Raw genomic sequence first — 19,630 nt, 5'->3', positions numbered from 1 at the left:
GTCACCTGACTGCTACGGGCTCTGCGGCTTCCGCTGCTGCGGGTTCGAACACTGCGGGTTCGAACACGGTGACACCCGGCTCCGCCGCATAGAGCGCTTCGATTTGATCAGCGTAGGTCGCAGAGACCACCTTGCGCTTGAGCTTCATCGTCAACGTGACCTCGTCGCCACCCGGTTCCCAGAACGTCGGGAGGACAGTGAAGCGCTTGACCTGCTCGACTCGGGAGAGCCTGTCGTTTCCGGCAGCGACACCTGCAGCGATGGCCGCGAGCACCCCAGGATCGTTCGCCAGAGCTGCCGCCGAAGCGTCCGCGAGACCGTTCTGCGCCGCGTAGACCGGCGCACTCTCCGCGTCGATCACGATGAGCGCTGTGATGTACGGGCGACCCTCACCGATCGTGGCCATGGCACCGATCAGGGGCGCCGCAGCTTTGATGGTGTTCTCGACGTGAGCGGGCGAGATGTTCTTGCCCATCCCGTTGATGATGATTTCCTTCTTGCGGTCCACGACGGTCATGAATCCGTCGTCGTCGACGGTGATGATGTCGCCGGTGTGCAGCCACCCCTCGGAATCGACTGCCTCCGACGTCTTCTCGGGCTCCTTGCGGTAGCCCTTCATCACGAGCGGGCCGCGGATCAGGAACTCACCGTCCTCGGCGATTTTGCTCTCCATGCCCGGGAGCAGACGACCGACGGTGCCGAGCTTCGCATCACGCGGGTGCGCGGCACTCGCGACGCAGGTCAGCTCGGACATGCCCCAGATCTCGGCAATGTCGACGCCGATGCCGGTGAAGAACCCGAGGGTTTCCGCCGGGATCGGGGCAGCACCGGACATCGCCCAACGCATCTGATCGAGACCCAGTTTCGCGCGCAGTTTCGACAACACCAGCTGGTCGGCCTTCGCCCACTCGGCGGCGAGTCCGTCGTCCATCTTGTCGTGCGCCAACTCGACTGCGGCACGCTTGGCTGCGACCGACAGCGCCCACTGCAGGCCTGCCTTCTTCGCTTCGTCCTGTTCGGCGCCGACGCCGAATTCGATTGCGGCCTTCAGCTTCTCCCACACCCGCGGGACACCGCCCCAGATGGTCGGGCGGACGTCGGCCAGCGCTGCCGCAATCATCTTCGCGTCGGCGACCGTGGTGATCTGGGTGCCATGGACCTCTTGCATGTAGAGCGACGTGAACCGGTCGGCGATGTGCGCAGACGGCATGTAGGACGTCATGCGATCGCCGAATTCGATGTCGAGGACCTCACCGAACGCGTACGACTCGTGCAGCAGGTTCGCGTGAGTCGACTCCACACCCTTGGGCATGCCCGTGGTGCCGGAGGTGTAGATCAGCGTCGCGACGTCGTCGGCCTCGACGGCTTTCCAGCCTGCGTCGAAGTCGTAGGCAGGGTGCCCGCCCGCGATCAATGCGGCGAGCGTCTGCGCGCCCTCGACCTCGTCGTCGATCGTGACGATCAGCGGAACGTTCGCACCGCTGGCCTTGATCCGCTCGACGTATTGCGCTTCACAGAACACGGCTTTGTTGCCCGCGTTACCGAAGACATGCGCAAGTTGCTCGGGCGACAGTGTGTTGTAGACAGAGAAGGACGTCGCGCCGACGTGCTGGGCGCCCACTTCCACCGGGTAGAACTCGATCCGGTTCGACATCATCAGCGCGACGGTGTCACCGCGCTGAATTCCCGCTGCGGCCATGCCCGCCGCGACCTGACGCACTTGGTCGGCGTACTCCCGCCAGGTGCGGGTGTCGGTGTTGCCGGGAGTTCTCAGGGCAATGTCGTCGGGTGCGATCACCGCCGTTGCCTGGAATGCCTCGCACAAGGTTGCCGGTCGGGCAGTCATATAAATCGCTCCTGTCTCGCGCCACTCGGCAGCGGGATGTGACTGTCGTCGCAACCGTACACAGCAACAATTCTCATCGCAATGTTGCAGCAACAAATGGGCGAAAGTGTTGCAACTGTTTGATAGCCTTACGTTCGTGGTTGGGAATCGAACCGTTGGCGACAGCGACAGAATCAGGGTCTCGTCGGACCGTTCTGCGTCCACGAGCGAGGCAGATTCGATCGAAGATCGCATCATCGTCGCTGCTCTGAAGCAATTCGAAGAGTTCGGAATCCGAAAGTCGACCATCGAGGACATCGCCCGTCGGGCAGGCGTGGACCGCGTCACCGTCTATCGCCGCGTCGGTTCGCGCGACGAAGTGGTCAGGGCCGTCATCAATCGAGAAACGACGGCAGTGCTCGCTGATCTCGCACAGATCGATGATCAGTACGACACATTGGACGCCCGCATCGGTGCGACTTTTGCCACCGTCCTCGAACGAGCGCGCTCACACTTCTTCTTCGCGCGGCTGTTGACGCTCGAACCGGAGTACGCGCTGCCCCGCATGACCACGGACGGCAGCGCAACGCTGTCGATGGCCGTATTCGCCACCCTGCACTCGCTGAAGCGGGCGGTGGCCGACGGACTCCTCGAAGACGCACCGGATCTTGCGGTTCGCGCGGAAACAGTCGTCCGGATCGTCCATTCGTTCGTATTGACGCCGATGGCCGCCCTCCCGCTCGACACCCGCGAACAGATAGCGGACTTCGCTTCGAGATATCTGTTGCCGATCCTGACGCGGAAAAACGACTAGCGCTTCTGCTGCGTCAACTCGCGGGCCGCCCTGTCGAGAATTCTGCCGAATACGAACACGATGAACGGTTTGGCGATCACTCGCATGACGAATGCGCCACCGATCGGTAGCGCAACAATTCCGGTCGTCGTCCACACCACGTGCGTGCCACCGGGAACTTCGGTGAACTCGATGCGGCCACCTTCGTGGCGAGAGGGCGGAAAACTTCGCTCCACCAGGTAGTCGAAGCTGCGCGGCGCGTCGTACGCAGTGATCCGTTCGCGAAACCACCCGATGACCCAGAGCAGGATTCGGACTGCCCCGACGCCGTACGGTGCCTCGGTACCGGGCGTTGCCAGGCGTTCTCGAAGCACCACCCAAGACCGCGGGTAGTTGCGTGCGGTCGCGACCCAGTCGAAGACGTCCGCCACCGGTGCCTCGATGGTGCGTTCGACCGTGATGGTTGTCATGTGCCCGCCCTTCGATCGTCAGAGGCTCGGCGTTGCCACTAATCCGAGCTCGGCGTCTTCGGCGAGCAGCGGATTGTGCGGCAGCACGCGCACTGTGTAGCCGACCGCACCGGAGAGCGGCACCGGTGTCTCCGTCGCGAACACGTGCCCGTCGTGCTCGGTCGCGACGTGCGACATCGGAGTCGCGGACACCTCGGTGAGATCGTCGTCCTCCGAGACCCGTCCCAGCACGGCTTGCACAACCACGTCGTCTGCCGACAGGCCCGCGAGTTGCACGTACGCCCGCAGCGCGAGGTTCGCACCGATGACCGGTGTATCGGGTAAGCCCGCGCTGTCGACCTGCGTGACCCGCACGTGCGGCCATGCCGACTCCACCCGACCGCGATACTCGGCGATCCGACGTGCTGCGGCGAAGTTGTCGAATGTGGCCTGACGCGACGCGTGCGCGGCGGGGACGTAATAGTCGACCGCGTAGTCGCGAACCATTCGCGACGCCAACACTTTCGGCCCCAGTACCTGCAGGGTGTGTCGCACCATCTCGACCCAGCGAGTAGGAATACCGTCTTCGCCGCGATCGTAGAAACGCGGCAGCACCGATTTCTCCAGGAGCTCGTAGAGCGCACTGGCTTCGAGATCGTCGCGCCGGGTCTCGTCGGCGACACCGTCCGCGGTGGGGATCGCCCAACCGTTCTCGCCGTCGTACATCTCGTCCCACCACCCGTCCTTGATCGACAGGTTCAACCCACCGTTGAGTGCGGACTTCATGCCCGATGTGCCACACGCCTCCAGCGGCCGCAACGGGTTGTTCAACCAGACATCGCAACCCCAGTAGAGAAAGCGTGCCATCGACATGTCGTAGTTCGGAAGAAAGACGATCCGATGACGGACATCCGCCTCGTCGGCGAAGCGAACCACCTGCTGTATCAACGCTTTTCCGCCGTCGTCGGCCGGATGGCTCTTGCCCGCGACCACCAGCTGCACCGGTCGGTCCGGATCGAGCAACATCGCACGTAACCGCTCCGGCTCGCGCAACATCAGCGTCAGGCGCTTGTAGGTGGGAACACGTCGTGCAAAACCGACGGTCAACACGTTCGGATCGAAAACACTGTCGGTCCAGGACAATTCGGCCGCGGTGGCACCACGTTCGAGCCACGATGCGCGGACCCGCCGACGAACCTCGTGGACCAGCTTCTGCCGCAGAACGTTGCGCGTCGACCACAGCTCCGCCGGATCGACGTCGTGCAACTGCTCCCAGCCGCGGGCTTCCTCCACGAGCTCGGGTCCGACGAGCGTCTCGGCCTTCTCCATCCACTCGCGGGCCGCCCAGGTCGGCGCATGCACACCGTTGGTGATCGACCCGATCGGGACGTCCGATGCGTCGAAACCCGGCCACAGGGCCGAAAACATCTCGCGGCTCACTTCGCCATGCAGCTTGGACACGCCGTTGGCCCGTTGGCCGAGCCGTAATCCCATGTGCGCCATGTTGAACACGGTCGGATCAGCCTCGCGGCCCAAGGCAAGGATGCGGTCGACGGGAAGTCCCGGCAGCAGATCCGAATCGCCGCCCGTACCGAAGTAGTGGCGAACCAGCCCTGCCGGGAAGCGGTCGATGCCTGCGGGAACCGGGGTGTGCGTCGTGAACACGGTGCCCGCGCGAACAGCAGCGAGCGCGGAATCGAAATCGAGCCCATCTCCGGAGATGAATTCCCGAATGCGTTCCGCACCGAGAAATCCCGCGTGCCCCTCGTTCATGTGGAACACATCCGGATCCGGCAACCCGTTGGAATGCGTGAACGCGCGCACCGCGCGCACTCCCCCTACACCGGCCAAGATTTCCTGCTTGATGCGATGGTCCTGATCGCCGCCGTAGAGGCGGTCGGTCACCCCGCGCAACTCCGGTTCGTTCTCGGCGATATCGGAGTCGAGCAGCAGCAGCGACACGCGGCCGACCTGTGCGATCCACACCCGCGCACGCAGCACCCGACCACCGGGCATCGCGACGTGAATGAGGACGGGCGACTGTGTGTCACCGTCGGTGAACAGCCGCAGCGGCAGCCCCTGCGGATCCAGCGCCGGATAGTGCTCGGCCTGCCACCCGTCGGCCGTCAGCGATTGCCGAAAGTAACCCGAGCGGTACAGCAGCCCGACACCGATCAGCGGAAGACCGAGATCCGATGCAGCTTTCAGGTGATCACCCGCAAGGATGCCTAGCCCGCCGGAATAGTTCGGGAGTACCTCGGTAACGCCGAATTCCATGGAGAAGTAGGCGATTCCGGCCAACGGCGTTCCGGCATCGGCCTGCTTCTGAAACCAACGCGGACGCGTCAGGTAGTCGTCGAGGTCGGCGGCCGCGGCGTCGAGCCTCTCCAGGAAACCGTGGTTCGCAGCCAACTCGTCGAGCCGCGATCCCGGCACCTCGCCGAGCATTCGCACGGGGTCGTGCCCGACTTCGAGCCACCTTTTCGGATCGATTTCTTCGAACAGATCCTGGGTGGGCGGATGCCACGACCACCGCAGGTTCGTCGAGAGATGCGCGAGCGCGGACAAGCGCGTCGGCAGGTGAGCGCGGACAGTGAACCGACGGAGTGCCTTCACCCAGCGAAGACTACTCACCTCGACGGTGTCGGCACGCTCCGAATGTCGAACTGCATGTCCGAAGTTTCCCGAACTCCATTACGGTTGAACTACAGACGCCATTTCGAGAGCCTCCCTTGGTCCCACCATGAACGGAGCACCGCGTGACAGGTCGTATCGCGATCGACGACGTCTCGCCCGACATCTCGGGCGGACGCCCCGCCAAAGCTGTGGTAGGGGAAATGTTCCCCGTCCGTGCCGTCGTGTGGCGCGAAGGTCACGACGCCGTCGCGGCCACTCTCGCGATGCGTGAACCCGGGGGTAGCAAGACGACGCGAATTCGCATGTCACCCGACTATCGACCGGACGTGTTCAACGCCGTTTTCGCACCGACCGTCGCAGGCCTGTGGACGTACCGAATCGAAGCGTGGGGCGATCCGATCGCCACCTGGCGCGGCGGTGTCGAAGCCAAGCTGGCGGTAGGCCAGAGCGCGACCGACCTGGCCAACGATCTGGAGATCGGCGCGCTCCTCTTCGATCGGGCGGCGCGCAAGGTGCCGCAAGCCGAACGGCAACGGCTGCACAGTGCGGCGGCAGCGCTTCGCGGCAACGACCAGCTACCTGCGCGCGTCGCGCCCGCGTTCTCACAGGAGATCACCGATTTGCTGCGCGTCTATCCACTGCGCGGACTTGTCACCCGAGGCCACCAACATTCGCTCCTCGTCGAACGCAAGCGCGCGCTCTACGGCTCGTGGTACGAGTTCTTCCCACGCTCCACCGGCGGTTGGGACGAGGACGGCACACCACGTCACGGCACCTTCGAGACAGCGGCGGCAGATCTTCCACGCATTGCGGCGATGGGCTTCGACGTGGTGTACCTGCCGCCGATCCACCCGATCGGCAAGATCAACCGCAAGGGCCCGAACAACACGTTGACAGCAGGCCCGGACGACGTGGGATCGCCATGGGCGATCGGGTCCGACGAAGGTGGCCACGACGCGATCCACCCACAGCTCGGGACCGAGGAAGATTTCACGTCGTTCGTGGCCAGCGCGAACAGGCTGAACCTCGAGGTCGCCATCGACTTGGCGCTGCAGTGCGCACCCGACCATCCTTGGGCCGCAGCACATCCCGAGTGGTTCACGGTGCTACCCGACGGCACAATCGCATTCGCCGAGAACCCGCCGAAGAAGTATCAGGACATCTATCCGGTCAACTTCGACAACGACCCCGAGGGCATCTACGCCGAGGTTCTGCGCATCGTCGAGTACTGGATCAGCTTGGGCGTCAAGATATTTCGGGTAGACAACCCGCACACCAAGCCGCCGGACTTCTGGGAATGGCTGATCGCCCGCGCCCGCATCGCAGAGCCTGACGCGATCTTCCTGTCCGAAGCGTTCACCCGCCCCGCCCGGCTCTACGGGCTGGCTCGACGCGGGTTCACGCAGTCGTACACGTACTTCACCTGGCGAGTTGCCAAGTGGGAGTTGACGGAATTCGGCAAAGAGATCGCCGCGAAGGCGGACGAGGCTCGACCGAACCTGTTCGTCAGCACTCCCGACATCCTGCACGAAAGCCTGCAACACGGCGGGCCGGGCATGTTCGCACTTCGCGCGGCGCTCGCCGCGACCCTCGCACCGAGCTGGGGCGTCTATTCGGGTTACGAACTGTTCGAGCACCAGGCGGTGCGACCGGGCAGCGAGGAATACCTCGATTCCGAGAAGTATCAACTGCGCCCGCGGCCGTTCGCGGAGGCTCGGGCTCGCGGTGAGTCATTGGAACCGTGGATCACCCGGCTCAACGAGATCCGGCGTGCACATCCCGCCTTGCAGCAGTTGCGGACCATCGCGTTTCACCACGTCGACAACGACGCGTTGATCGCCTACTCCAAGGTCGATCCGGTCACCGGCGACGCAGTGCTGATCATCGTCAACCTCAACCCGTTCGGCGTCGAGGACGGAAACGTCCAGATCGACATGCCTGCGATCGGACGCGACTGGCACGACCAACTGCCGGTGTACGACGAGGTCAGCGGCGAGCAATACCACTGGGGCCAAACGAATTACGTGCGCCTGGAACCGTGGAAGTCGGTCGCACACATCCTCGCACTTCCGATGGTCCCGTACGAGGCCCGAGCCGAACGCGCCTACCGAGGAGATTCATCGTGACTCGAAAGCCCCCAGCACCTAAGAACGCGCTACCCGATCGTCGCGATCTCGATCTGTTGTTCTCCGGACGCCATCACGATCCACACTCGGTCCTCGGTGCACACCCCGAAGGGTCGGGCACTGTCATTCGCGTCCTGCGGCCGCAGGCGGAGTCGGTCGTAGCCCGCATCGGCGGTGTCGACTATCCGCTACCGCACCTCGAGAACGGACTGTTCGGGGCACTGATTCCGATCGAGAACCTTGTCGACTACCGAATCGCCACCACCTACCAAGGTGGTCACACCGCGGTCTCAGCGGACGGCTACCGGTTTCTACCCACCCTCGGCGAACTCGATCTCCATCTGTTCGGCGAGGGCCGCCACGAACGCCTGTGGGACATCCTCGGTGCGCAAGCCCGCTCGTATACGACCCCGGACGGGGAAGTGACCGGAACCTCGTTCGCGGTCTGGGCGCCCAATGCCCAAGGTGTCACTCTGATCGGCGATTTCGACGGCTGGACCGGGGCAAGCTCGCCCATGCGAGTACTCGGTTCGACTGGTGTTTGGGAACTCTTCGTCCCCGACCTCGGCGCAGGAACGCTGTACAAGTTCCGCATCGTGGGCAGCGACGGCGTTGCCCGCGAGAAGGCCGACCCCATGGCCTTCTGCACGCAACTCCCCCCGGATACCGCATCGGTCGTCACCACCAGCGACTACGAGTGGACGGACAGTTCCTGGCTCGCGCAACGCGGCGACGTGGATCCGTCGCAAGCTCCGATGAGCGTCTACGAAGTGCATCTCGGATCCTGGAAGCCGGGACTCACCTACCGTGAACTTGCCGAGCAACTCGCGACGTACGTGACCGAAGCCGGATTCACCCACATCGAGTTGCTCCCGGTCGCCGAGCATCCGTTCGGCGGTTCCTGGGGCTACCAAGTGACGTCGTACTACGCACCGACTGCACGATTCGGCCGCCCGGACGACTTCCGCTACTTCGTCGATCACATGCATGCTGCCGGCATCGGCGTGTTGGTCGACTGGGTGCCCGCCCACTTCCCCAAGGACGAATGGGCGCTGGCACGATTCGACGGCGCACCCCTCTACGAACACGGCGACCCGCAGCGCGGTGAGCAATTGGACTGGGGTACTTACGTTTTCGACTTCGGCCGCAGCGAGGTTCGCAACTTCCTCGTGGCGAACGCGTTGTACTGGCTCGACGAATATCACGTCGACGGTCTCCGGGTGGACGCTGTCGCCTCCATGCTCTATCTCGACTACTCGCGCCCCGAGGGTGGCTGGACGCCCAACGTGCACGGTGGTCGCGAGAACCTCGAGGCCGTCGGGTTTCTACAGGAGATGAACGCGACCGTGCACAAGAAGCACAGCGGAGTCGTCACCATCGCAGAGGAATCCACGGCGTGGCCGGGCGTGACGCGTTCCACCAACGTCGGCGGCCTCGGCTTCAACATGAAGTGGAACATGGGCTGGATGCACGACACGCTCGGCTACCTCGGGCATGATCCGATCCACCGGTCGTATCACCATCAGGACATCACTTTCTCGCTGATGTACGCCTGGAGCGAGAACTACCTGCTGCCCATCAGCCACGACGAAGTGGTGCACGGAAAAGGCACGCTGTGGACCAGAATGCCGGGCGACGATTTCGCGAAAGCCGCTGGGCTGCGGGCGTTGCTGGCGTACATGTGGTCGCACCCTGGGAAGCAGCTGCTCTTCATGGGCCAGGAATTCGGCCAGCGCACCGAGTGGTCGGAGGAACGCGGCCTCGACTGGTATCAGTTGGACGAGCCGTACACCGGCGACCTGCGTCGCGGGATCTTCCGCATGGTCAGCGATCTGAACGCGATCTATCGCGCCCATCCGGCGCTGTTCACCCTCGACACGTCACCGGGCGGCTACTCCTGGATCGATGCCAACGACACCGCCAACAACGTGCTGAGCTTCCTCCGGTTCGGCACCGACGGATCGGTCGTTGCGTGCATCTACAACTTCTCGGGCTCGGCACATTCCGGCTATCGTGTCGGATTACCCGAACCTGGTCGCTGGGTGGAGATTCTGAACACCGACGCCGACATCTATCGCGGTTCGGGGCAGGGCAACTTGGGGGCGGTCACCGCCACCGTCGAGCCCTGGCACGGCAGGCCGGCATCCGCACAGGTGGTTCTGCCCGCGAACAGCGCTATCTGGTTGAACTTCCAGCGGTGAGCAGGGTTTCGGGAATACGGAGCATGGATGAGCACGGCACGATCCGTCGGTGCAGCAGTGGTGTCGGTGACCCTGATGTTGTCCGTGGCATTGATTGCGGGTTGCAGTAGCACCGTCGACGGCAATGCCGTGTCCATCTACAACGACCCGTTCACCGTCGCCGGACTACCGGCTACGTCGGGGCCGAGCGGACCGCGGCCGGGTGTAGCACCGTCGACGCTCGAAGCGGAGAACGGCGACGGAGGCGACGTCGATCAGTTGGCCGTCGATGCTGTCGACGACATCCAGACGTACTGGAAGGCCGAATACCCCAAACATTTCAAGGGCCAGTTCCAGCCCGTCGATCGCATCGTCTCCTGGGACTCGGATGCCCCGCGCGGCAGCGCAATCGAGTTCTGCCAGGACCGCACCGCCGGCGTGGCCAATGCCGGTTACTGCACCAAGGACAACACGATCGGCTGGGATCGGACCAACCTGCTTCCGGCCATGATCGACGCGTTCGGTCCCATGTCGGTGGTGATGGTGCTCGCGCACGAGTACGGACACGCGGTGCAGTTCCAGAGCGGAATCGTCGGTGAGGACGAGCCGGGCATCGTGTTCGAACAGCAAGCCGACTGCTTCGCGGGTGCGTTCATCCGGCATGTCGCGGAAGGCGGCGCACCACATTTCACCATCAACACCTCGGACGGCCTGAATTCCGTTCTTGCAGCGACGGTTTCGATCCGAGACTCCGATCCGAACGATCCCGAGTCGATTCACGGTTCTGCGTTCGAACGGGTCACGGCAGTACAGATCGGGTTCACAGACGGACCTGATGCATGCGCGAAGATCGACGAGAAAGAGATCGATAGCCGCCGCGCCGACTTGCCGCAGCAGTTCAGCTCACCGAGCGATACCGGCGAATTACCGGTCACCCAAGCAAGTCTCACCGAATTCGTGAAGGCACTGCAAAGTATTTTCGCCCTGCCACAGGAACCGAAGATCTCCTACACCGGCGCGGACACCGGGTGCGCGGACGCCCGGGCAACGGAGCCGGTGTCCTACTGCCCCACCACAGACACCATCGGCGTCGACATTCCCGCGCTTGCCGAGCGCGGCACACCCCGCCAGGATCCCGGGAACGGGCTTCCGGTCACCGTCACCGGCGACTACAACGCGTACGTGGTCTTCGGGTCGCGCTTCACGCTCGCCGTACAGCAGAACGAGAAACAGTCGCTCACCGAAGCCAAGACTGCGCTGCGCGCGGCCTGCCTGTCCGGGGTGGTCACCACGGGGCTCGCATCCGATCGTGGGCCGGATGCGGGCGACTTCACGCTGTCACCGGGCGATCTCGACGAGGCAGTATCCGGCCTGCTCACCGACGGGCTCGCCGCAAGCGACGTCAACGGCAAGACGGTGCCGAGCGGGTTCGCTCGAATCGACGCATTCCGCTCCGGCGTGCTCGGGGGTCAATCCGCGTGCAATGGTCGGTACGGCTAGCGCGACCTGGTCAGTAAAGCGCGGTTGCCAGTTTGCGGCGTGCGGCGACCACGAAAGGCTCTGCGGGATCGAACAATTCGAACAGTTCGAGTAGCCGCGTTCGCAGCGCCGTGCGGTCGTCGCCTGCGGTGCGTTTGATTGCGTCGATCAAGCGTCCGAAAGCCGCTTCCGGAAGCTGTGCAAGCAATTCCGCGTCGGCGGCGCTGAGCTGGGCGTCGACGTCGGCCGGATTCGCGTCGGCGGTCTCGACGGCGTCGGGTCCGACCGTTTGGGCCCGGGCGAGGAACTGAACCTGGCGGAGCGCGTCCTTTGCCTGCGCGTTGGCAGGTTCCTCGTCGAGAATCTTCTGATACGCGGCAACGGCGGCGTCCAGGTCGCCCGAGTCGAGCGCGTCCTCCGCAGCGACGAATCGTGGGTCTTCCGGCGCTTCCGCCTCGGCGTCGCCCTCCTGCGCGGGGCGCCCTGCCAACTTGCCCTCGACGGCGGCGAGAACCGCATCGATCCACTGGCGGACCTGTGCGTCGGATTGACCGCCCTGGAAGTCGGCAAGCGGTTGGCCGGCCGCCACCGCGACGACTGTCGGAATGGCCTGCACCCCGAAGGCCTGGGCGATACGCATGTTCGCATCGACGTCGACGGCGCCAAGAATCCAGGCCCCGTTGTCCTGCACGGCAATTCGCTCGAGTACTTCGAGCAGATCGAGGCTACCCGGGCTTCTGCCCGACACCATCGCCACCACGACGGGCACCTGGTCGGATTTCTGCAGCACCTCTGCTTCGAAGTTCGCCTCCGTCACCTGCACAACGGCTGGCGCGCTCGGCCCGTCGGCGCCGCTGGGAGCGGTGCCAGCCGGTCGCTGCGCGGGCTGCGCGCGCTCCTTCAGGGCGGACAGGTCGACTGCGCCCGTCATCGCCGCTGCCACTGCGGGCGCGGGTCGAGACGGACGTGCTGGTGGACGGGAACCGGGTCGAGTCACGGGTTCCAGTTTGTCACGACTGTGCGGGGACCTGCGCAACGGCGGTGGTGGTCGACAGCTCAGCCAATCGACCGGTGCGCGCCGCCCACTTCTCGAACACGATCGTGCCGAACGGGGGAATGCTCGACAGGAGCGCCCAGACGGTGGTCGATGCATTCCATCGCAGCGATCGCGCCGTGAACAACGCAATCACGACGAAGAGCATGAATCCAGCGATTCCGTGCACCATGCCCGGGATGCGGACCGCTTCCTCGTGGCCGAGCACCCACTTGAAGAACATCGCGACGAGCAATGCGGCCCACGTGACGGCCTCCCAGTACGCGACCAGCCGAAACCGCTTGGCAGGCGTCGAGACATCGAAGATATTTCCCATGCCTGCCATTGTGCCGGACCAGCTACGACAAGCTGTAGTTGCCGTCAGCTCTTCGGCACGCGCATGATCAGCGCGTCACCCTGACCGCCGCCGCCGCACAGCGCGGCTGCGCCGACTCCGCCGCCGCGTCGACGCAGCTCGAGCGCCAGATGCAGCGCGATACGCGCACCCGACATACCCAGCGGATGGCCGATGGCGATCGCGCCGCCGTTGACGTTCACGCGGTCGGCATCGAGACCTAATTCACGTGCCGACGTGATCCCGACTGCTGCAAACGCCTCGTTGATCTCCACCAAATCCAGATCTTTGGGATCGATGCCTTCTCGTGCACATGCCTTGGCGATCGCACGTGCCGGCTGCGACTGCAGTGTCGAATCCGGACCGGCGACCACACCGTGCGCGCCGATCTCCGCCAGCCAGTCCAATCCGAGCTCTTCGGCCTTCGCCTTGCTCATCACGACCACGGCCGCGGCACCATCGGAAATCTGCGACGCCGATCCGGCGGTCACGGTGCCGTCCTTGCTGAACGCGGGACGCAGCTTGCCGAGGGTTTCGACCGTGGTGTCGGCGCGGATGCCTTCGTCCGTCGTGACCATGACCGGGTCACCCTTGCGCTGCGGAACCGCCACGGGAACCACCTCGTCGTCGAATACGCCGTTCTTCCAGGCGAGTGCCGCGCGCTGGTGCGAGGCAGCGGCGAACTCGTCCTGTTCCTCGCGGGTCAGCGGCGTCGACTCGGTCCGGTTGCGCTGCTCGGTGAGGCTGCCCATCGCCTGATCGGTGAAGATGTCGTACAACCCGTCGAAAGCCAGATGATCGCGCAGCGTCACATCGCCGTACTTGAACCCCTCGCGGCTCTTCTCCAGCATGTGCGGCGCATTGGTCATCGATTCCTGACCGCCGGCAACCACGATGTCGAACTCACCGGCGCGGATCAGCTGGTCGGCGAGCGCGATGGCGTCGACGCCCGACAGGCACACCTTGTTGATGGTCAACGCGGGAACGTCCATCGGAATCCCGGCGGCGACCGCGGCTTGCCGGGCGGGAATCTGACCGGCGCCCGCCGTCAACACCTGACCCATGATCACGTACTCGACCTGCTCGGGAGCAACACCCGACTTCTCCAGTGCGGCCTTGATCGCGAACCCGCCGAGGTCGGAGCCGGAGAAGCCCTTCAACCCACCGAGAAGCCGGCCAACCGGCGTACGAGCACCCGACACGATGACTGAGCTGGACATTTTTGGCCTCCGATGACGATCGACCGGGAGGGCGGTATCCCGGCGAGAACTCGGTCAACGGTAGCGCTACCGTTTGCCCATGACACAATCCGGCCCAAGTGCGGCCGCAGGCGCCTTGGCATCGCAGCTCGTGACCGCTATCGACCACGTCGGGATCGCCGTCCCAGACCTCGACGCCGCCGTCGCGTGGTACGGCGAGAACCTCGGAATGGTCGAGACGCATCGCGAAATCAACGAATCGCAGGGTGTTCACGAAGCGATGCTCTCCTACGCGGGTGCGGCGTCCGGTGCTACGCAGGTGCAACTGCTCGCGCCTCTGAACGAGTCGTCGACCATCGCGAAGTTCATCGATCGGAACGGCCCCGGCCTGCAACAACTCGCCTATCGCGTCACCGATCTGGACGCCGTCTCCGCCGATCTACGCGGGCGCGGCGTTCGGCTCCTCTACGACGAGCCGCGCCGAGGTACAGCGGACTCGCGCATCAACTTCATCCACCCGAAGGATGCAGGCGGCGTACTGGTAGAACTTGTCCAACCTGCTGCAGAATCGACGCACTGAGCACCCGATTTTCCAGCCGACATCCTTCACTCTCTAACGGTAAGTTGAACGACATGGCGAACGAGCAAGACCGATATGGTGCGGCACTTCCTTTCACGATCACCCGCAAGGGCTACGACCGTGACGAGGTGCGCAACTACTTCGACCGATTCGATGCGGAACTTCGAGTAACTGCGACGGACCGCGACGCCGCGGCAGCGCAGGCACGGAACCTGGCGAATCAGCTCGAGGACGCTCGTGACGACATCGATGCTCTGCGCAAAGACGTCGATCGCCTGTCGGTGCCGCCGACCACTGCCGAGGGCATGTCCGATCGTATTTCGCGGATGCTGCGCCTGGCGTCGGACGAAGCCTCCGAAGTTCGCGCTCGAGCGCAGTCCGAGGCAGCGGAAGTGACGTCCATCGCCGAGCAGGACGCCGCCCAGATGCAAGCTCGCTACGACGGGATGCTCGCCGAGATCGAGGAACGCCGCAACGCGCTCGAGATCGAGTACGAGCAGACAATGGCCAGCGCACGCACCGAAGCCGCGCGGATCGTCGAAGCCGCCGATGCAGAGGCCGCCCGCCTCGCTGCGACGGCTGACAAGACGCGCAAGGCCGAGCAGCAGGACTTCGAGATCACCATGAGCGAGCGTCGGACCAAGGTCACGCGCGCCGTGGAAGATCTCGAGTCGTCGAGCCAGTCCGAGGCCGCGCAGCGGATCAAGGACGCCACCGAAGAGGCGCAGCGTCGCCTGCAGACCGCGACGCAGCAGGCGGAGCGTCGGATCGCGCATGCCAAGGAGCTTGCGGAAGAGTTGCGCGTCCTCCGCGGCCGTGTCCTCGCCCAATTGCTTGGCATTCGCGGCCAATTGGATTCGGTGCCCGCCATGCTCGCCTCGGTCAATCGCGAGAGCGAACTTCTCGACACCCCGACGGAGACGCCGGGCGCACTGCAGAAATCGTCCGACTCCGATATCGACGGTTCGGTCGACAAGGATCTGGACGACCAGACGGTGTCGAAGGCCAAGGAAAGCGCGTCCGCCCGGTAAGGCTCAGGACCAGCGACGCGTCAACCCTCGCGTCTCACGGCCCGACCAGCAGCCTGCGTGCCAATGCCGGCGTTCGTCTGCACCGCCGATCTCGTCGACCGGCCACGCGACAAGATGCGCGACGCCCGGTCGAATCTCGTGATCGCACCCCGGGCACCGATAAATCTTGGTGGCACGCGAACCCGGCACCGTCCGCACCTGGTAGCGCTCCCCCGCCGGTCCATCATCGATTCGGCTGGTGGCATCGCCGAAAGCAGAGCGATGCGTCGGTTGACTTCGCGAACGCTGCGGCTTACGTCGGGGCACCACTACAGAATATGCGGCGTTGCGCGGGTCCCCTCAGAAGAGCCGGAACTCGTTGCTCTCGGTGCCTCTGAGAGCGTCGTAGTCGAGCGTCAGACAACGGATTCCGCGGTCGACGGCCAAGGTCTTTGCCTGCGGTTTGATCTGCTGAGCCGCGAACACCCCGGTCACCGGTGCAAGGAGCGGGTCGCGGTTGAGCAATTCCAGGTACCGGGTCAGCTGTTCGACGCCGTCGATGTCGCCGCGCCGTTTGATCTCGACTGCAACGCTGGCGCCGTCGGCATCGCGGCACATCAGGTCCACCGGGCCGATCGCCGTCATGAATTCCCGACGAACCAGCTTGTAACCCTGGCCCAAGGTCTCGACGTGCTCGGCGAGCAGTTCCTGCAAGTGGGCTTCCACCCCGTCTTTGACCAGACCGGGATCGATGCCGAGTTCGTGCGAGGAATCGTGCTCGATGTCCTCGATGGTGATGCGCAACTCTTCGCCCGCTTTGTTCGTCACCACCCACAACGCTCGCTCGCCGTCCTCGGCTTTTCCTTCGGTGAGCCAGCAGGGCGGACTCATCCAGTTCAGCGGCTTGTATGCGCGATCGTCGGCGTGAACGCTCACCGATCCGTCGGCCTTGACGAGGAGCAGGCGACGCGCGAGTGGCAGGTGAGCCGTCAACCTACCCACGTAATCGACTTGGCAGCGGGCAATTACTAGGCGCACTCGACCACCTTAAACGAGGTGTCACGTTACCCTCGAACCACCATGTCGCGACTTCGAGCGCACCACCCCCGGACCGTCGCCCCACTGGGATCTTGGCTGCTCGGCACACCGAACGAATCGATACGCCGACAACGGATCCGGGTGCAGTTGCTCTTGATGGCGCTCATCGGCGTCACCAATCTGGTCGGCGCCATGGTCGTGACGGCACTGATCACGGTGGTGATTCCCGGCCCCAACCTGCTGGCGCAGGAATATGCCTTCGTGGACTTCGTTGTCGCACCGCTCTATACGATCGTCGCGGTGGTGATCGGGATGGCGATCGGCACTGGGATCGGGCTGCGCGGGCTGCGTTGGGCCGCAGAGGGCCGGGAGCCGACTCGCCGCGAACAGGTTGCGGCGCTGGCGATGCCTGCCCGCTTCACGATGTTGCAGGCGGTCCTCTGGGCGATCGGGGTTGCGGTTTTCACCGCCGCACTGGGCACGATCAATCAAGACGCAATTCCCAAGGTGGCCTTCACAATCGGCTTTGCCGGAGTCACGACGTGCGCGTTCTGTTACGTCCTCAGCGAGTTCGCACTCCGCCCGGTTGCGGCTCGGGCGTTGGAATACGGCGATCCCCGCCATATCCGGATCACCGGTGTCACCGGTAGATCCATGCTTGCGTGGATCCTCGGCAGTGGCGTGCCGGTGTTCGGGCTGATGACCGTTGCACTCTTCAGCTTCGTCAACCCGGTGACCGCAAATCAGCTCGCGGTATCGATTCTCGGAATCGGCATCCTGACCATCGTCTTCGGGCTGCTGTTGACGAGGTTGGGTTCGCGGGCGACGGTCGATCCCATCCGCTCCGTCACCAACGCGATGTCGGTGGTGGAACGCGGCGACACCGATGCCTACGTAGTCGTCTACGACGGCACCGAATTGGGTGAGCTGCAGAGCGGCTTCAATCGGATGGCCGAGGGCCTGCAAGAACGCGAACGTATCCGAGAACTGTTCGGCCGCCATGTCGGGCGCGAGGTTGCCGACGCTGCACTGGCGCGCAACCCAGAGTTGGGTGGCGAAGAGTGCACCGTCGCAGTCTTTTTCATCGACATCATCAGCTCCACCCAGCTCGCTGCGAGCCATCCGCCGCAGGTCGTGGTCGATTTGCTCAATCGATTCTTCGATGTGGTCGTCGAAGAGGTCGACAACTTCGACGGCATCATCAACAAGTTCGAGGGTGACGCCGCTCTCGCGATCTTCGGCGCGCCGCTCGACCTGCCCGACGCAGCGGGGCAAGCCCTTGCGACCGCACGGGCGATCAGAAATCGTCTGCCGGTGGAAGTCTCGGACTGCCGTGCTGCCATCGGCATCGCATACGGCGTGGCGGTTGCCGGAAACATCGGCGCGCGTAAACGATTCGAGTACACGGTGATCGGAGATCCGGTCAACGAGGCCGCCCGCCTCTGCGAATTGGCCAAGACCGTGCCCAGTCTGGTCCTCGCATCCGACCGTGCCGTCGGCGCGGCACGCGAAGACGAGGCAAAGCATTGGCGTCTCGACGATTCCGTGACGCTCCGCGGTCGCAGCCAACCGACTCGTCTAGCGAGCCCCGTCGACTGACGCGACGGACGGCATCTCCACCCGTGGGTTGATGTGCAGCTACAGAGTGGCTCAGAGAATGGTAGTTCGACTGACTACCGATCGAGCAGAAGGATTCTCTGTTGAACACCACCGTCGCCCGGTTGCGGGTCCCGATTTCCCCCAATCGCGCAGTAGCGCTGTTGACCGCCCTAGCGTCTGCGTTGGTTGTCGCCGTGTTCGTGGCTCCGGGTGCGCTGGCGAAGGCGCCGGGCGGACAAACCTTCGACGAGGCCTGGCTCACTGCCGCCCTGCGTGGAGCATTCGTCGAGTACTGGAATTCCGGTGGCCGCGCCTTCTCCCCCAGCATGGGGACGCTCGTCGATTACTGGTTCCGCTTCCACGTTGCCAAGGCCGCAATTGCAGCGATCCTCCTCGCGGTGCTTCTTGCGCTGGGTCTGCACGTATGGCGGGCGTTCCTCAGAGCCACCGACAGCAGCTACGGAAGACAGGTCGCCCTCGCAGCGAGCGGTGTCGTTGTCACGGCCTGCGGCCTGATCGCGTCGGCCATGGTGATGGCCAATCTTCAGGGCGCCGTGGCTCCGTTTTCTTCGCTACTCTCGATGCTGCCGTTCGGCGAGACCAACAGCGACCTTGCCACCGCCCTCGGTCAAGTAAGAGAACAGTTGCACGCTTCGCCCACCGATCGGATATCACCTGCAGCCGGCGCAATGATCAGCGATTTTTCCCGCTACCACCTTGCGATGGCGGTGATCGGCGCGATCGTGGCGGTGGCCTTCCTGGCGACAAGCGTCTGGCTGTGGCGACAGTTCGCCCGAATGCCATTGCTCGAGAAGCGGACACGGCGCGTTTTAGCTTCGTTCGGCGTTTTCTCGGCATTGCTCGCACTCGCCGCGGTGGTTCTCGTCGTAGCGAACGCCGGTACTGCTGCGGATTCACAACCAGCCCTCGCGGCGTTCTTCGACGGCGGTTGGTGAGCACCGACTCCAAGGCATGAACCATAGAAATGACGATGGCCCCCAACACAGTTGGGGGCCATCGCCGTAATGTATGTTCGGCGGTGTCCTACTCTCCCACACCCTGGCGGGTGCAGTACCATCGGCGCTGACAGGCTTAGCTTCCGGGTTCGGGATGGGTCCGGGCGTTTCCCTGTCGCTATGGCCGCCGTAACTCTGTGAAACTGTCACACGGAACTGATATGTCCTCACAATTGTGTTGTGGGGGTTTTCAGTTCTGAACAACGTGTGTGTTGTTTCAGATACTGCACAGTGGACGCGTAGCTTCTTTGTGGTAAGTCCTCGGCCGATTAGTACCAGTCACCTGCACCCATTACTGGGCTTCCAGTTCT

At 64.1% G+C, this 19,630-nt stretch carries 16 protein-coding genes and 1 rRNA gene; 8 read left to right on the top strand and 9 right to left on the bottom strand.

What is annotated here, in order from left to right; translation table 11 throughout:
- Position 1: 1 nt before the first annotated feature.
- Positions 2–1,846 carry a fatty acid--CoA ligase FadD11 gene (gene fadD11 / locus FOY51_RS09900; RefSeq protein ID WP_149430081.1) on the bottom strand — a complete coding sequence of 615 codons (1,845 nt, stop codon included), beginning with the start codon at positions 1,844–1,846 and terminating at the stop codon, positions 2–4.
- A gap of 136 nt (positions 1,847–1,982) precedes the next feature.
- On the opposite strand from fadD11, the gene FOY51_RS09895 reads away from it, so the two are divergent.
- A complete protein-coding gene (locus FOY51_RS09895) occupies positions 1,983–2,639 on the top strand; it encodes a TetR/AcrR family transcriptional regulator (protein WP_235916234.1) in 657 nt (218 codons plus the stop codon).
- Here FOY51_RS09895 and FOY51_RS09890 read toward each other — a convergent pair.
- Together FOY51_RS09890 and glgP are read right to left on the bottom strand one after the other, a co-directional pair.
- Positions 2,636–3,088, bottom strand: a complete 453-nt coding sequence (locus FOY51_RS09890; RefSeq protein WP_149430080.1) for an SRPBCC family protein — start codon at positions 3,086–3,088, stop codon at positions 2,636–2,638. The two genes, FOY51_RS09895 and FOY51_RS09890, sit on opposite strands and share 4 nt — an antisense overlap.
- Before the next feature lie 18 nt (positions 3,089–3,106).
- Positions 3,107–5,683 (bottom strand): alpha-glucan family phosphorylase, encoded by a 2,577-nt coding sequence (gene glgP, locus FOY51_RS09885; RefSeq protein ID WP_149430079.1) that lies wholly within the window; start codon positions 5,681–5,683, stop codon positions 3,107–3,109.
- A gap of 143 nt (positions 5,684–5,826) precedes the next feature.
- Between glgP and FOY51_RS09880 the strand changes: the two genes are divergently transcribed.
- From FOY51_RS09880 to FOY51_RS09870, 3 genes are read left to right on the top strand one after another with little or no spacing between them, the layout of a single operon-like run.
- Positions 5,827–7,830 carry a maltotransferase domain-containing protein gene (locus FOY51_RS09880; protein ID WP_149430078.1) on the top strand — a complete coding sequence of 668 codons (2,004 nt, stop codon included), beginning with the start codon at positions 5,827–5,829 and terminating at the stop codon, positions 7,828–7,830.
- On the top strand, positions 7,827–10,031 hold the full coding sequence (gene glgB / locus FOY51_RS09875; RefSeq protein WP_149430077.1) for a 1,4-alpha-glucan branching protein GlgB: 2,205 nt from the start codon (positions 7,827–7,829) through the stop codon (positions 10,029–10,031). Before FOY51_RS09880 ends, glgB begins: the two co-directional genes overlap by 4 nt.
- Before the next feature lie 27 nt (positions 10,032–10,058).
- Positions 10,059–11,510, top strand: coding sequence for a neutral zinc metallopeptidase (locus FOY51_RS09870; protein WP_149430076.1), 1,452 nt, complete (start codon positions 10,059–10,061; stop codon positions 11,508–11,510).
- A gap of 10 nt (positions 11,511–11,520) precedes the next feature.
- Here the strand turns inward: FOY51_RS09870 and FOY51_RS09865 are convergent, their stop codons facing one another.
- The 3 genes from FOY51_RS09865 to FOY51_RS09855 form a co-directional block, all read right to left on the bottom strand.
- Positions 11,521–12,420 carry a tetratricopeptide repeat protein gene (locus FOY51_RS09865; RefSeq protein WP_149430075.1) on the bottom strand — a complete coding sequence of 300 codons (900 nt, stop codon included), beginning with the start codon at positions 12,418–12,420 and terminating at the stop codon, positions 11,521–11,523.
- A 79-nt stretch (positions 12,421–12,499) separates the two neighbouring features.
- A complete protein-coding gene (locus tag FOY51_RS09860) occupies positions 12,500–12,859 on the bottom strand; it encodes a DUF3817 domain-containing protein (RefSeq protein WP_149430074.1) in 360 nt (119 codons plus the stop codon).
- A gap of 44 nt (positions 12,860–12,903) precedes the next feature.
- Entirely contained in the window at positions 12,904–14,097 is a 1,194-nt protein-coding gene (locus FOY51_RS09855; RefSeq protein WP_149430073.1) for an acetyl-CoA C-acetyltransferase, read from the bottom strand.
- Positions 14,098–14,176: 79 nt separating this feature from the next.
- Here FOY51_RS09855 and mce point away from each other — a divergent pair, with 79 nt between their 5' ends.
- Together mce and FOY51_RS09845 are read left to right on the top strand one after the other, a co-directional pair.
- Entirely contained in the window at positions 14,177–14,656 is a 480-nt protein-coding gene (gene mce / locus FOY51_RS09850) for a methylmalonyl-CoA epimerase (protein WP_149430072.1), read from the top strand.
- Positions 14,657–14,709: 53 nt separating this feature from the next.
- Positions 14,710–15,687, top strand: coding sequence for a coiled-coil domain-containing protein (locus FOY51_RS09845; RefSeq protein ID WP_149430071.1), 978 nt, complete (start codon positions 14,710–14,712; stop codon positions 15,685–15,687).
- Positions 15,688–15,690: 3 nt separating this feature from the next.
- Here the strand turns inward: FOY51_RS09845 and FOY51_RS09840 are convergent, their stop codons facing one another.
- A complete protein-coding gene (locus tag FOY51_RS09840; protein ID WP_149430070.1) occupies positions 15,691–15,993 on the bottom strand; it encodes an Rv1322 family protein in 303 nt (100 codons plus the stop codon).
- A 33-nt stretch (positions 15,994–16,026) separates the two neighbouring features.
- The gene (gene nucS, locus FOY51_RS09835) at positions 16,027–16,704 is read right to left on the bottom strand and encodes an endonuclease NucS (protein ID WP_149430069.1); all 678 of its coding nucleotides are present in this window, start codon (positions 16,702–16,704) and stop codon (positions 16,027–16,029) included.
- A gap of 42 nt (positions 16,705–16,746) precedes the next feature.
- Between nucS and FOY51_RS09830 the strand changes: the two genes are divergently transcribed.
- Positions 16,747–18,303, top strand: a complete 1,557-nt coding sequence (locus FOY51_RS09830; protein WP_149430068.1) for an adenylate/guanylate cyclase domain-containing protein — start codon at positions 16,747–16,749, stop codon at positions 18,301–18,303.
- A 101-nt stretch (positions 18,304–18,404) separates the two neighbouring features.
- Entirely contained in the window at positions 18,405–19,259 is an 855-nt protein-coding gene (locus tag FOY51_RS09825; RefSeq protein ID WP_214633088.1) for a hypothetical protein, read from the top strand.
- A 75-nt stretch (positions 19,260–19,334) separates the two neighbouring features.
- Here the strand turns inward: FOY51_RS09825 and rrf are convergent.
- A 5S ribosomal RNA gene (gene rrf, locus FOY51_RS09820) occupies positions 19,335–19,451 on the bottom strand.
- Between the last annotated feature and the right edge of the window lie 179 nt (positions 19,452–19,630).

Source organism: Antrihabitans cavernicola (assembly GCF_008297975.1).
GTDB classification, from domain to species: Bacteria; Actinomycetota; Actinomycetes; order Mycobacteriales; family Mycobacteriaceae; genus Antrihabitans; species Antrihabitans cavernicola.
The sequence above is the reverse complement of the archived record's forward strand: the minus strand, read 5'-3'. Positions and strand labels throughout refer to the sequence as shown.